Origin of the sequence: Ensifer meliloti (genome assembly GCF_030064585.1) — a bacterium.
GTDB classification, from domain to species: domain Bacteria; phylum Pseudomonadota; class Alphaproteobacteria; order Rhizobiales; family Rhizobiaceae; genus Sinorhizobium; species Sinorhizobium meliloti.
This window is the reverse complement of sequence record NZ_CP120365.1, coordinates 2,485,044-2,497,556: the sequence shown is the minus strand read 5'-3', so window position 1 is coordinate 2,497,556 and position 12,513 is coordinate 2,485,044. Positions and strand designations below refer to the sequence as shown.

Below are 12,513 nucleotides of genomic sequence, written 5' to 3'. Positions count from 1 at the left end.
TCTACCAGACCCGGTGGGGAACACAATTGAAAGTCGCCGCCCCGTGCGGGGATTTGAAAAGTGCGGGGATTTGAAAGCGACTGGCCGGTCAGCACCGCAAGGGCTTTCGCCAAGCCCTGCTTACGTTCGGAAGATGAGCTTCGTCATGCGTCACTTCATTTCACGAGTTTCCACCCTCACGATGGCAGCCTTGCTCGGAGTGGTCTTGACGGCCGGCACCGCCCAGGCGCAGGCGGCGAAGGGGCCGAGCGGCCTTCCCCTCCCCCGCTTCGTCAGCCTGAAGGCGAAAAGCGTGAACTTGAGAATCGGCCCGAGCGTCGACTATGCCGTCGCTTTCCGCTATCTCAAATCCGGCGTGCCTGTCGAGATCATCCAGGAATATGACAATTGGCGCCGTATCCGCGACGCCGACGGAACCGAGGGCTGGGTCAACCAGGCGCTTCTGTCCGGCGACCGCACGGCGCTGGCGGCCCCGTGGATGCGCAGCAAGGGAGAGGGTGTTTTCGTCAACATGCGGCGCGATCCGCAGGGGACGGCGTCGATCGTCGCGCGCGTCGAACCAGGCGTCATGCTGCACATCGGCGAATGCAACGGCGACTGGTGCCACGCCGAAACTCAAGGGGTCGAAGGCTGGATTGCCCAGAGCGAGATCTGGGGCGCCTATCCCGGCGAGGCCTTCAAGTAAGCGGTTCGGGCGGGACGGCGTCAGCTCCCTGGTTTTTGGCGTTCGAGCTTCGAAATGAATTCGGCGACGAGCTCGTCGGGGCTCTTCTTCGCGGTGTCGATGACGAAGGGTCGCGACCCCCAATCTTCGTAAACGCGATTGGTGATCTCTTCCCAGGTTGGTTTCGTCAGACCCGGTACGTCGGAAAGCCGGGTTTCCGCGCGACGGCGATGTTCCGCCTTGTCCGAGCAGACGACCTCCAACTCGACGGCCGGCGACGCCGACCGGTCTGCTACCGCGAGCCAGGCGGCTCGCGTCACACCCAGGCCATTGACGGAATCCGCGATGACGGTGTGGCCGAGCGTGAGGTTGTCTTCAGCCACCCCGTAGGCCGCTACATATCCTGCGGCGCCGACGACGGAACCCGGTACGCCCGAAGCCCGAATGCATTGCTCGATCGTATCGACGCGCACATGCACCGCGCGTAATCGCTTCGCCAAAGCGCGAGCAATTGTCGTCTTCCCGGATCCGGGCAAGCCTCCCAAGATGATGAGCATCAACGCGTGCTTTCGATTCGTCGCTCGGACGAGAGCCTCAGACGAGAGCTGCCTGCCGGGCGGCGGTTGCAAGCGAGACCAGCGGCCGCGGGCCGATCTGGCCAATGACGATACCGGCGGCCAGATTGCCGAGCTTGCTGCACTCCTCGAGCGAGCGGCCGCTGGTATAGCCGAAGAGGAAGCCGGCGGCATAGAGATCGCCGGCGCCGGTGGTGTCGACCACCTGCTCCAGAACGCTCGCACCGACGCGTACGCGCTCAGCGCCGCGCACCACGACGGAGCCTTCCTCGCTCAGCGTGACCGCCGCAAGCTTGCAGTCCTTGGCCAGCAGCTCGAGCGCGCGATCGAAGTCCTCGGTCTCGTAAAGCGCGAGCGCCTCCTGCCGGTTGGCGAAGACGATATCGACCGTGCCCGAGCGCATGAGCTCGAGAAACTCGCTCCGGTAGCGATGCACGCAGAAACTGTCGGACAGCGTCATCGCCGTTTCCCGCCCATGGGCATGGGCGATGCGCGCCGCTTCGCGGATCGCATCCTTGGCGCGTGGCGGGTCCCAAAGATAGCCTTCGAAATAGGTAACCTTCGACTGGGCGACGACGTCGTCCTCGACATCCTCCGGGCCGAGCTCGACGCAGGCGCCGAGATAGGTGTTCATCGAGCGCTCGCCGTCCTCGGTCACGAAGATCATCGAGCGGGCCGTCGGGGGATGGCCGTCGAGCGGCTTCGTCTGGAAATGGACGCCCTGTGCGCGGATGTCATGGGTGAAGATTTCGCCGAGCTGGTCGTCGGCGACCTTGCCGAAATAGGCGGCGCGGCCGCCGAGGCTCGCGACGCCTGCCGCCGTATTGCCGGCGCTGCCGCCGGAGGCTTCGACCGCCGGTCCCATTCTCGAATAGAGCAACTCGGCGCGATCGGCATTGATGAGGTTCATCGCGCCCTTGATGATGCCGTTTTCTTCGAGAAAGCTGTCATCGCAGCGCGCAATGATATCGACGATCGCGTTGCCGATCGTCAGAACGTCGTATTTTGCCATGAACTCCGTCCGGGTTTCCTTAGTGACCGGTGTTCGTTAATAGCGGTTTTCCGGCCATTTGGAAGACGCAACAGCGTTATGCATCTTTTCAAATGCAGTAAGGCTCCCGTATGCAGCGGAAATTCCGGGGATGCCGACGATCACGTCGGCAACGCCTTTGCGTCATAGGCGGCGGCGAACTCGGCGCTCGGCGGGATCGGCTTGATGATGTCGATCATCACGCCGTTCGGATCGGCCGTGATGAAATGACGCTGGCCGAAGTCTTCGTCGCAGATCGGCTTGAGGATGGGCAGGCCCGCTTCACGCATCTGGGTATAGAGCCGATCGGGATCTTCCACCTCGAAATTCAGGAGCAGGCCCTGCACCGGCGCCCGGTGCCGTTCGGGCACCGTCTCATGACGGTAATCGAGGACCGCGAGCGTCACATGTTCGTTCTCGGTCGACTGGAGGTGCATGTACCAATCGCTTACGAAAAGCGCCTCGAAGCTTAGATGCCTGACGTAGAAGTCCGCCGTCTGCCGAACGTCCTGCGTCATGATCACCGGATAATAGCTTGTGGATTTCATCCTTTCCCTCCGTTGTTCGATCACATACAATCTGCATGTATCCTTCAATAACATACAGGCTGCATGTATGCAACAGAGAGAAACAAGACGCTCCAACCGGGAGCGCTCCGATGCAACCCGCACGGCGATCCTCGATGCCGCACGCGCGCTCTTCGTCTCCAGGGGCTACGCCGAAACCGCGACGCCGGACATCGTTGCCGCAGCCGGGCTTACGCGCGGCGCGCTCTATCATCACTTCGAGGACAAGAAGGCGCTGTTTCGGGCGATCGTAGAACGGGAAGCACGTGAGGTCGCGGCGATGATCGAGCAATTGGCCGGTGCTCCCCTCCCACCCCGCGAGGCACTGCTTGCAGGAGCGGCGGCCTATTTCGACGCCATGGCTGTTCCGGGCAGGGTACGCCTGCTGTTGCTCGACGGGCCGGCCGTGCTGGGCGTCACCGAAATGGCGGCTCTCGACGCCGCCCATGGCGGCAGAACGCTGGAGGAAGGCCTCGCCGCCGCCATGGCTCCGCACCGCCTGGAGGAGAAGACGGTCAAGGCGATGGCATTCCTGTTGTCCGCCGCCTTCGACCGCGCTGCGCTCGAGATCGATGCGGGCGCTGCACGGGCCGACTATGCTTACGCCATCGACAGGCTGATCGACCGCCTGATCGCTCAATGAGGAAAGTGATTGAGATCGGATGAGGAAAAGTGTGTGCGGTTTTCCGCCCGTGATTTTAGGTCGACCCGACCTGAAATCATCGTGATCTGGCGGCGACGGAGATCGCCTGCGGCGGCAATTCCACGAGCGGGGCCGGGATATCGCAGGTCTTTTCCGGCGATTTGCAGAGGTCCGCTATCACGCAGCGCTCGCATTCCGGCCGGCGCGCCTTGCAGACATAACGGCCGTGCAGGATCAGCCAGTGATGGGCATGGAACAGATAGTGCTCGGGGATCACCCGCAGGAGGTGCGCTTCCACCTCGTCCGGCGTCTTGCCCGGCGCAAGACGGATGCGGTTGGCAATGCGGAAGATATGGGTGTCGACGGCCATCGTCGGCTGACCGAAGGCCATGGAGAGCACGACATTGGCGGTCTTTCGCCCGACGCCGGGCAGCGTCACGAGCTCCTCGCGCGTGCGCGGCACCTCGCCGCCGAAGTCGGTGATGAGCTTCTCGGAGAGGGCGATGACGTTTTTCGCCTTGTTGCGGTAGAGGCCGATCGTTTTGATATAGTCGCGAACCCGTTCCTCGCCGAGCGCCAGCATCTTCTCCGGCGTATCGGCGACAGCGAAGAGCTGCCGGGTCGCCTTGTTGACGCCGGCATCCGTCGCCTGCGCCGAGAGAGCGACCGCCACGACGAGCGTGAACGGATTGACGTGCTCGAGCTCGCCCTCCGGCTCCGGACGCTGCACCGAAAAGCGGCGGAAGATTTCCTCGACTTCCGCGGTGCGGTAGGCACTGCGTGGCCCCGTGCGGCCTCCCGTGCGGCGCGTTGTCGCTTTCGCCGGCTTTGGCTCTTGTGGTGGCGATTTGAGCTTCACGTTTTTCATGCTGCATCTATAGTCAAGGGTCATGATCAAAGGCAACGCCGCGCCAAACATCGATGACGAGCCGATCTTTGCGGCCGAACTCACCCCCTACCGCTCGCTGGGATACAGGGGCTTCAAGATTTTACTGATGATCGCCGGCATCATGAGCCTGATGCACATCGTCGTGTTTCTGGTCATCGGCGCCTGGCCGATCGTCTTTTTCTTCGGCCTCGATTTGATCCTGCTCTTCGGTGCCTTCTGGCTCAACTACCACGCTGCGCGGGCCCGCGAGGAGGTCAGCGTTTCGCGCACCGACGTTTCGGTCAGGAAGTTCGCGCCGTCGGGGAGGATGATCGAACACCGCTTCAACACCTTCTGGGCGCGCTTCAGCATCAAGCGTCATCAGGAGATCGGCATCGTGTCGATGAAGATCAGTGGCGGCGGCCGGCAGACCGATATCGGCTCCTTCCTCAACCGCGACGACCGCGAAACCTTCGCCGCCGCCTTCGCACGGGCGCTGGCGACCGCCAGGTCGCGCTGAGCCGGCCGGCCGACCGACAAGAATCGGGTGGTTATAGGATCGCCCGCATGATTATCTGTGGCACAAGGAGATGATCATGAACGTCGTTACATCCATTCCCACCGACATCACCCCGGAAGGCACCGACTACGACACGGTCCGGCGTGTGATCGCGATGCTGACCGAAGATTATCGCGAGCAGCCGTCGCTCGAGTCGCTCGCCCGGCGCCTCGGCCAGTCGCCGACGCAGCTCCAGAAGGTCTTCACCCGTTGGGCCGGTCTTTCGCCGAAGGCCTTCCTGCAGGCGGTCACCCTCGATCACGCCAAGCGCCTCCTGCGCCAGGAGGACATGCCGTTGCTCGAGACCAGCATCGAGGTCGGTCTTTCAGGTCCGAGCCGGCTGCACGATCTCTTCGTCACCCATGAGGCCATGTCGCCCGGCGAGTGGAAGGCGCGCGGCGCCGGCCTCACCATCCGCTACGGCTTTCACCCCTCGCCCTTCGGCACGGCCCTGGTGATGGTGACCGATCGCGGCCTCGCCGGCCTTGCCTTCGCCGATTCGGGCGAGGAGCGCGCGAGCTTCGAAGACATGGCCGCCCGGTGGCCGAACGCCACCTATGTCGAGGACAGCGCGGCGACGGCGCGCTATGCGGCACGCATTTTCGACCCCGACCGCTGGTGCGCGGAAGAACCGCTCCGGATTTTCCTGATCGGTTCGGATTTCCAGATCCGCGTATGGCAGACCCTGCTGCAGATTCCGCTCGGCAAGGCCACGACCTATTCCAGGATCGCCGAAAACCTCGGCCAGCCGACGGCCTCGCGTGCGGTCGGCGCCGCGGTCGGGCGCAACCCGATCTCCTTCGTCGTGCCCTGCCATCGTGCGCTCGGCAAGACCGGCGATCTCACCGGCTATCACTGGGGATTGACGCGCAAGCGCGCGATCCTCGGCTGGGAGGCGGGGAAGGCTTGAGGGGTTGCCCTACAGCGCCGCGCGTCTTATCAGACGCGCAAAGGTCGCTGTAGCACTTTGATCTGCTGCATGTTTTTGTCCTTTAATCGGATACGATTAAAGGAAACATGCAGTAGATTGCCCCTCATCCGCCTGCCGGCACCTTCTCCCCGCAAGCGGGGCGAAGGGACAAGCGGCGCCGACTGAACCTCGCATTCACCGCCCGCTCAAGGGAGCGAGCGGGCGCGGCATATCCCTTCTCCCCGCCTGCGGGGAGAAGGTGGCGGCAGCCGGTTGAGGGGCAATCCCTTCCCTCGAACCCGCCAGGTCTGCAAAGGGCAGATCTCGAGGATGACGACCGAGGGAGGTTAGGGCGGTTGGGTTCCCGAGGGATCCCGGGATCCATTCATCAGCAGTATCCGCCGCACCAGCCCGCAAGAGATGTGTGCCTCAATGCGCCCCGGACATATCGCCGAGCACTTCCTTCGAAGCGACGGTCGAATCCGCGTTCAGCTTGTAGACCATCGGCACGCCGGTCGCGAGATTGAGCTTGAGGATCTGCTCCTTGGTCAGCTTGTCCAGCACCATGACGAGGGAGCGCAGCGAGTTGCCATGGGCGGCGACGAGCACCTTCTCGCCCGAAAGCACGCGCGGCAGGATGTCGGTCAGGTAATAGGGCCAGACGCGCGCGCCGGTGTCGCGCAGGCTCTCGCCGCCGGGCGGCGGCACGTCGTAGGAGCGGCGCCAGATATGGACCTGCTCTTCGCCCCATTTCGCCCGCGCATCGTCCTTGTTGAGACCGGAGAGGTCGCCGTAGTCGCGCTCGTTCAGGGCCTGGTCGCGGATCGTTTCGAGCGACGACTGGCCGACGGCGTCGAGGACGAGCTGGCAGGTACGCTGGGCCCGGATGAGGACGGAGGTGAAGGCGATGTCGAATTTGATGCCGTAATCGGCAAGCGCCTTGCCGCCGGCCTTTGCCTCCTCGATGCCGAGTTCGGTGAGGTCGGGATCGCGCCAGCCGGTGAAGAGGTTCTTCAGGTTCCAGTCGCTCTGGCCGTGCCGGACAAGGACGAGGGTGCCGCTCATTTCGATTTCCTCTTTGTGAATTATCGGATGTCAGTCGAGCCCGAGAACGTCGAGCATGGAGTAGAAGCCTGGCTTCCGGCTCCGCCCCCAGAGGGCGGCAGCGACGGCGCCGCGGGCGAAGATGGAGCGGTCGGTCGCACTGTGCGAAAGGGTGACCATTTCACCCTCTCCGGCAATCACAACCGAGTGCTCGCCGATGACGGAGCCGCCGCGGAGCGTCGCAAAGCCGATTGACCCTTCGGGCCGCGCACCGGTGTGGCCGTCGCGGACCCGCACGGAGTGATCCGCAAGATCGATGCCGCGCCCCCTGGCCGCCGCTTCGCCGAGAAGCAGCGCCGTGCCCGAGGGCGCATCGACCTTGTGTTTGTGGTGCATTTCGAGGATCTCTATGTCCCACCCCCCGGCCGGAAGCGCACGCGCCGCCTTTTCCGTGAGCATGCCGAGCAGGTTGACGCCAAGGCTCATATTGCCCGACTTGATGACGCGGGCGTGACGGGCGGCGGCGCGGATCCTCGCCTCGTCATCCGCCGAGCAGCCGGTCGTGCCGACGACGTGGACGATGCGCGCCTGCGCCGCGAGGCCGGCGAATTCCACCGTGGCGGCGGGCGCCGTGAAATCGAGGACGCCTTCGGCCTCGACGAAGGCTTCGAGCGGCTTGTCGGTAACGGCGACCCCCATCGGGCCGGCGCCGGCAAGCTCGCCGGCATCGCGGCCGATAAACGGCGAGCCGGTCCGCTCGATCGCGGCATGAAGGCGCACGCCGGCGGTCTCGTGAATGATCCGGATCAATGTCTGGCCCATACGGCCGGCCGCGCCGACCACAACGAGCTTCATGTCCGTTTCGTTCATCGTGCAATTCCCTTGTGCTACAGGATCTGTGCCTCGGCGACCGTATCCGCTCCGCTGCCCTGGAGATTGTGGAGGCGAGCGTAAAGACCGTCCGGACGCCGCGCAAGCTCCTCATGGGAGCCTTCCTCGACGACGATGCCTTCCTTCATGACGACGATCTTGTCGGCATTCACGACGGTGGAGAGCCTGTGCGCGATGACGATCACGGTGCGGCCGCTCATCGCCTCTTCGAGTGCCTTCTGAACGGCGGCTTCCGACTCGGTGTCGAGCGCCGAAGTCGCCTCGTCCAGAAGCAGGACGGGCGCGTTGCGGACGAGTGCGCGGGCAATCGACAGGCGCTGACGCTGGCCGCCGGAAAGCGTCACGCCATGCTCGCCGACGGGCGTGTCATAGCCCTGCGGCTGCGCCAGGATGAAATCATGCGCGTAGGCCAGCCGCGCCGCTTCCTCGATCTCGTCATCGGTCGCATCGGGCCGGCCGTAGCGGATGTTGTCGCGGATCGAGCCTTCGAAGAGATAGGGCTGCTGCGAGACATAGGCGAGGCCGGCACGGAGCGACTGCTTTGTGACGCCGGCGATATTCTGGCCGTCGATCAGGATCTCGCCGGACAGGGGATCGTAGAAGCGCGGGATCAGGCTGATGATCGTCGACTTGCCGGCACCCGAGGGGCCGACGAGCGCAGTGGTCTTGCCGCCCTCCGCACGGAAGCTGACGCCTTTGAGGATCTCCTCGCCGGTGCCATAGGCGAAGCGCACGTCGCGCAATTCGACGGTCGCCTCGCCGAGCCTCAGCTCGGTGGCGTCCGGACGGTCGCGCTGGTGCGGCACCGTGTCGAGAATCTCGTAGATCATGCGGGCATTGACGGCCGCGCGCTCCATCGAAACCTGCAGGCGCGCCAGACGCCGAGCCGGATCATAGGCCATGAGCAGGGCGGTGACGAAGGCGAAGAACGCTCCGGGCGGCACGTTGTGATAGATCGTGCGGAAGGCCGCATAGGCAAGCACGCTGGAGATCGCCAGTCCCGCGAAGGTCTCGGTCATCGGCGCCGTGCGCTCGCTCAGGCGCGCGATGCGGTTTGCCCGGTTCTCGGCACGATCGATGATCGACTCGACCTTGCGCCGCAATTCGTTCTCCATCGTGAAGGCCTTGACGATGGTGATGCCCTGGATCGTCTCCTGCATGGCGCCGAGAACCCGGCTGTTGACCTCGACGGCCTCGCGCGTCGCCAGGCGCAGGCGCCTGGAAATGTAGCGGAGCCCGAGGAGCAATGGCGGTGCGACGAAGAAGACGATCAACGACAGGAGCCAGTCCTTGCTGAACATGACCACGACCAGGCCGATCAGTGTCAGGAGGTCGCGGGCGATAGACGTGACCGTCATGTTGAGCACGTCGCGGATGCCGCTGACGTTCTGGCTGACTTTGGCGGCGAGCTGGGCCGAGCGGTGCTCGTGGAAATAGCCGACGCTGAGCGCCATCAGATGCGCATAAAGCCGGCGCTGATAGCGCGCCACGATGTTGTTGCCGATCTTGGAAAGGGCGACCGCCTGCCCGTAGGTCGCAAGCCCCCTGAGGACGAAGGCGGCGAAGATCGCACCGCAGATCAGGAGCACGATGTCGGCGCGCCTGTTGGCGAAAGCCTCGTTGACGACCGCCTCCATGATCCAGGCGGTGAAGCCGGTCGTCGCCGCCACCACGACAAGGCATGCGATTGCGAAAGCATAGCCGCGAATGTGGTCGCGGCCGTTTTCGGCGATGACGCGCTTGAGGATTCCCGTGATCGTTTCGGAATCGACTGCGCGCTTGTTTCTATCCTTGGCGTTCAATAAGCCCGTCTTCCCTGAGCCCGCTCGCGTACCGCACCCCGGCATCGCTTTCGGGGGCTCTATAGTGCTTTGCTGCCGTTTTGGCGAGTCTCTGCGCCGGCCGCAGCGTCACCTTCTCCAACGGCGTCCCTCCATTGCAACACCGAAGTCCCTCGGCGTGCGGGCAAAGGCCGCGAGGCCGGAGAGCGCCGCCATGGGGTGAATGACGGCGAAGGTCGGAATCGTCCGCATCAATGCCGAATGCGGCGCCTTGTCCTCGAAGGCAGCCCGAAATTCGGGCTTCGTCAGTGCCGGCAGTATCTTCTGCGAAATGCCGCCGGCAAGGAATACGCCGCCGCGCGCCATGAAGATCAGCGCCATGTCGCCGGCAACGCGCCCGAGATAGGTCGCAAAGAGCGACACGGTTTCGACCGCCGCCGCATCGACGCCGGAGAGCGCGCTCGTCGTCACTGCCGCCTGATCCGCAAGAGCCGCTTCCTCGCCATTGGCCGCGCAGACCGCGCGATAGAGATTCATGATGCCGCGGCCACACAGGATCTGCTCGCCGGCCATGCGTCCCTCGATCGGTTCGAGGAAGGGCCAGATCCGGAAGTCGCGCTCCGTCCGGGGACCTATATCGACATGACCGCCCTCGCCGGGCACGGGTATCCAGGTATGCTGCGCATAGACCAGTCCGGCGACGCCCAGACCTGTTCCCGGGCCGAGCACGACGCGCGAATGGAAGGGCCGGACGGCGCCGCCGCCGATCTGAACGACATCCTGATCGGCCGGCGCGGCGATGGCGAGCGCCTGGGCCTCGAAGTCGTTGATGACCAGCACATCCTCCAGCCCGAGGCTCGCCAGCATGTCCTTCGGGCGAATCACCCAGCCGGCATTCGTCAGCGGTATCTCGTCGCCCTTGATCGGCCCGGCCACGGCGAGGATCGCCGAGCGCGGCTGGACGGAGGTCTTGTCGAGGATGCTTTTCTGCATCGCCTCCTCGATCGTGGCGAAATCGCCCGTTCTGATCGGGGCCAACTGCTTCGGTTCGCCGTAGGCGTCGGTGAGCAGTGCGAAGCGGGCATTGGTGCCGCCGATGTCGCCGATCAGGATCGGAAAGGGAAAGCTGTGTTCACTCGCATTGGGCATGGAAGAAGTCCGTCCTGGTCGCGGTGTGCGTGTCGCGGCGTGAAGGTCCCGGGATTATGTATCAGTTGCGCCTGAAGTCGATCAACTGCTCGGCAGTCGCGCGGTTGAGCGCCATTGGGATGTCATAGACGATCGCCAGGCGCATCAGTGCCTTGACGTCGACGTCGTGCGGCATGGCCGTCAACGGATCGACGAAGAAGATCAGGCAGTCCACGTCGCCCGTGGCGATCAGCGCGCCTATCTGCTGGTCGCCGCCGAGCGGACCGCTCTTCAACCGGACGATGTCGAGCGCCGGACACACGTCGAGAACACGGCCGCCGGTGGTCCCCGTGGCGACGATCTTCCACTTGGACAGGACCGCCTCGTTCGCCTTTGCAAAAGCCGCGAGGTCATCCTTCTTCTGATCATGGGCGATCAGGGCGAGACATTTCCGATCTGCCATGCGAGAGCCCCCTCGGCGAAAGTACATGGAGCGGTTGGGCGGCTCGATTGGCGCGCGCAAACGAACCGTTTAAATCGATTTGAAGGGCCTATACATGAGCACCGTGAATTTGCAAAGGCGCTATTGCAGCCCGGGCCGCGGCGAGGGTACCGGAATGTTTGCGAGGGGCGCTTCGCCGGCCGCCTCGATCACGGCCTCTATGCTGGTCGCGGCAGCGGGAATTGCGGCAGGGGCGCGATAGGCGGTGCCGTAGGTAGCCTCCTGTTCGGAAGCGGGTGCGGGGCCGTTCAGCACCAGCGCGCAGGCCTTCGGCAGATCGGCAAGCTTCGCGAATTTCGGCTTCGGCGGCTTCGCTCCGGGTTTCTGCTTCGGCTTTGCCCAGGGCTCGTCCGTGAACCACCAGGCGAGCGACCTGTCGCAGCCGTCACCCGCCGGAACCACGGCCTGGTCCTTGCAGCCCTTGGAACCTGGAGGGCATTTGATCCGGATGTGGAAGTGATAGTCGTGGCCGTAGATCGGCCGGACCTTGCCGAGTGCGGCGCGGTCGCCGCGCCAGGTGTCGCAGAGCTTCTTCTTGATGGCGGGATTGACGAAGACCCGTTCGACCTGCGGGTAGCTCGCCGCCATCATGATCAGCCGGGCGTGAGAGGGTGTCCAGATGGAGGGATCGACCGTCAGGAACTTGCTCTTGTCGAGCATGGACGTCGCGGAAATCGTCTCGCGTTCCTGGTAGCTCAGCATTCTTTGCGGCATCGGCGTCAGCCAGATATCGGCATCGAGCCCGATCTGATGCGAAGCGTGACCCGAAAGCATCGGACCGCCGCGCGGCTGCGAGATATCGCCGAGCAGAAGGCCGGGCCAGCCGATCTTCTCGACGGCATCGTGGGAGAAGCGCTCGATCAGCGCGATCATCGCGGGATGCCCCCAGCGGCGGTTTCGCGAGAGGCGCATCGCCTGCCATGTCGGGCCGTCGGTGGGGATGGCGACCCCACCGGCAAGGCAGCCCTTGGAGTAGAACCCGAACGAAGCCGGCGCCGCCTGCATCGGCAAGTCCTTGGCGCCGAAGAGCTCCTTGGCCGGGGGAGCGTCGTTCGCAGCCGCCTCGGCGGAGACGAGGCTCACCCCCATGATCAGAGCCAGGACGGTCGAACCGCAGCGCCGAAGCGCAGCACGCGCATCAAATTTCATTCCATTCCCCATGACCTTGCTTGCTGCATGTTTTCTTGCTCGTCCCGATCAAAGGACAAAACATGCAGCAACCTGAAGCGTTGCAGCGACCTCTGCGCCTCTGACAGGACGCGCGGCGTCCTCAGTCCGCTGCCCTCTCCTATCCTGATTCGCCGCGGTTGCAGCAGCCTTGCGACTCACCGGGATGTGACCGAAGAATTTCG

Annotated in this window: 14 protein-coding genes; 4 read left to right on the top strand and 10 right to left on the bottom strand. The window is 64.2% G+C overall.

The genetic code is table 11. The annotated features are described in order from the left end of the window. Window positions 1-181 precede the first annotated feature (181 nt). A complete protein-coding gene (locus PZL22_RS18900) occupies window positions 182-685 on the top strand; it encodes an SH3 domain-containing protein (protein ID WP_227692134.1) in 504 nt (167 codons plus the stop codon). Window positions 686-705: 20 nt separating this feature from the next. Here the strand turns inward: PZL22_RS18900 and PZL22_RS18895 are convergent, their stop codons facing one another. The 3 genes from PZL22_RS18895 to PZL22_RS18885 form a co-directional block, all read right to left on the bottom strand. Then, window positions 706-1,221 (bottom strand): P-loop nucleotide/nucleoside kinase family protein, encoded by a 516-nt coding sequence (locus tag PZL22_RS18895; RefSeq protein WP_003531930.1) that lies wholly within the window; start codon window positions 1,219-1,221, stop codon window positions 706-708. Window positions 1,222-1,258: 37 nt separating this feature from the next. Beyond that, window positions 1,259-2,251: an adenosine kinase gene (locus PZL22_RS18890; RefSeq protein WP_003531931.1), complete on the bottom strand. Its 993-nt coding sequence runs from the start codon at window positions 2,249-2,251 to the stop codon at window positions 1,259-1,261. 140 nt (window positions 2,252-2,391) lie between these two features. After that, on the bottom strand, window positions 2,392-2,817 hold the full coding sequence (locus PZL22_RS18885; RefSeq protein WP_010968401.1) for a VOC family protein: 426 nt from the start codon (window positions 2,815-2,817) through the stop codon (window positions 2,392-2,394). Between the two features lie 67 nt (window positions 2,818-2,884). Here PZL22_RS18885 and PZL22_RS18880 point away from each other — a divergent pair, with 67 nt between their 5' ends. Next, window positions 2,885-3,478, top strand: a complete 594-nt coding sequence (locus PZL22_RS18880; RefSeq protein WP_003531933.1) for a TetR/AcrR family transcriptional regulator — start codon at window positions 2,885-2,887, stop codon at window positions 3,476-3,478. Window positions 3,479-3,554: 76 nt separating this feature from the next. Here the strand turns inward: PZL22_RS18880 and nth are convergent, their stop codons facing one another. Further along, window positions 3,555-4,346 carry an endonuclease III gene (nth, locus tag PZL22_RS18875; RefSeq protein WP_003531935.1) on the bottom strand — a complete coding sequence of 264 codons (792 nt, stop codon included), beginning with the start codon at window positions 4,344-4,346 and terminating at the stop codon, window positions 3,555-3,557. A gap of 22 nt (window positions 4,347-4,368) precedes the next feature. Between nth and PZL22_RS18870 the strand changes: the two genes are divergently transcribed. Together PZL22_RS18870 and PZL22_RS18865 are read left to right on the top strand one after the other, a co-directional pair. Further along, window positions 4,369-4,866, top strand: a complete 498-nt coding sequence (locus tag PZL22_RS18870; protein WP_003531937.1) for a DUF2244 domain-containing protein — start codon at window positions 4,369-4,371, stop codon at window positions 4,864-4,866. A gap of 76 nt (window positions 4,867-4,942) precedes the next feature. Continuing rightward, window positions 4,943-5,815, top strand: a complete 873-nt coding sequence (locus PZL22_RS18865; protein ID WP_003531939.1) for a methylated-DNA--[protein]-cysteine S-methyltransferase — start codon at window positions 4,943-4,945, stop codon at window positions 5,813-5,815. Window positions 5,816-6,244: 429 nt separating this feature from the next. On the opposite strand, the gene PZL22_RS18860 is transcribed toward PZL22_RS18865, so the two are convergent. The 6 genes from PZL22_RS18860 to mepA form a co-directional block, all read right to left on the bottom strand. Then, the gene (locus PZL22_RS18860) at window positions 6,245-6,880 is read right to left on the bottom strand and encodes a 2,3-bisphosphoglycerate-dependent phosphoglycerate mutase (protein ID WP_003531941.1); all 636 of its coding nucleotides are present in this window, start codon (window positions 6,878-6,880) and stop codon (window positions 6,245-6,247) included. 30 nt (window positions 6,881-6,910) lie between these two features. Further along, window positions 6,911-7,729: a 4-hydroxy-tetrahydrodipicolinate reductase gene (dapB, locus tag PZL22_RS18855; RefSeq protein WP_003531943.1), complete on the bottom strand. Its 819-nt coding sequence runs from the start codon at window positions 7,727-7,729 to the stop codon at window positions 6,911-6,913. Window positions 7,730-7,746: 17 nt separating this feature from the next. Next, window positions 7,747-9,552 carry an ABC transporter ATP-binding protein gene (locus PZL22_RS18850; RefSeq protein WP_003531944.1) on the bottom strand — a complete coding sequence of 602 codons (1,806 nt, stop codon included), beginning with the start codon at window positions 9,550-9,552 and terminating at the stop codon, window positions 7,747-7,749. A gap of 108 nt (window positions 9,553-9,660) precedes the next feature. Beyond that, entirely contained in the window at window positions 9,661-10,680 is a 1,020-nt protein-coding gene (locus PZL22_RS18845; RefSeq protein ID WP_003531954.1) for a glucokinase, read from the bottom strand. A 61-nt stretch (window positions 10,681-10,741) separates the two neighbouring features. Then, window positions 10,742-11,122: a methylglyoxal synthase gene (locus PZL22_RS18840; protein ID WP_003531955.1), complete on the bottom strand. Its 381-nt coding sequence runs from the start codon at window positions 11,120-11,122 to the stop codon at window positions 10,742-10,744. A 120-nt stretch (window positions 11,123-11,242) separates the two neighbouring features. After that, on the bottom strand, window positions 11,243-12,310 hold the full coding sequence (gene mepA, locus PZL22_RS18835) for a penicillin-insensitive murein endopeptidase (protein ID WP_284718531.1): 1,068 nt from the start codon (window positions 12,308-12,310) through the stop codon (window positions 11,243-11,245). Window positions 12,311-12,513: the final 203 nt, after the last annotated feature.

Coding starts and splice junctions, on each gene's coding strand:
- PZL22_RS18885 (WP_010968401.1), bottom strand. CDS start 2,817: ATGAAATCCACAAGCTATTATCCGGTGATCATGACGCAGGACGTTCGG.
- nth (WP_003531935.1), bottom strand. CDS start 4,346: ATGAAAAACGTGAAGCTCAAATCGCCACCACAAGAGCCAAAGCCGGCG.
- mepA (WP_284718531.1), bottom strand. CDS start 12,310: ATGAAATTTGATGCGCGTGCTGCGCTTCGGCGCTGCGGTTCGACCGTC.
- PZL22_RS18890 (WP_003531931.1), bottom strand. CDS start 2,251: ATGGCAAAATACGACGTTCTGACGATCGGCAACGCGATCGTCGATATC.
- PZL22_RS18870 (WP_003531937.1), top strand. CDS start 4,369: ATGATCAAAGGCAACGCCGCGCCAAACATCGATGACGAGCCGATCTTT.
- PZL22_RS18840 (WP_003531955.1), bottom strand. CDS start 11,122: ATGGCAGATCGGAAATGTCTCGCCCTGATCGCCCATGATCAGAAGAAG.
- PZL22_RS18895 (WP_003531930.1), bottom strand. CDS start 1,221: ATGCTCATCATCTTGGGAGGCTTGCCCGGATCCGGGAAGACGACAATT.
- PZL22_RS18880 (WP_003531933.1), top strand. CDS start 2,885: ATGCAACAGAGAGAAACAAGACGCTCCAACCGGGAGCGCTCCGATGCA.
- PZL22_RS18865 (WP_003531939.1), top strand. CDS start 4,943: ATGAACGTCGTTACATCCATTCCCACCGACATCACCCCGGAAGGCACC.
- dapB (WP_003531943.1), bottom strand. CDS start 7,729: ATGAACGAAACGGACATGAAGCTCGTTGTGGTCGGCGCGGCCGGCCGT.
- PZL22_RS18900 (WP_227692134.1), top strand. CDS start 182: ATGGCAGCCTTGCTCGGAGTGGTCTTGACGGCCGGCACCGCCCAGGCG.
- PZL22_RS18845 (WP_003531954.1), bottom strand. CDS start 10,680: ATGCCCAATGCGAGTGAACACAGCTTTCCCTTTCCGATCCTGATCGGC.
- PZL22_RS18860 (WP_003531941.1), bottom strand. CDS start 6,880: ATGAGCGGCACCCTCGTCCTTGTCCGGCACGGCCAGAGCGACTGGAAC.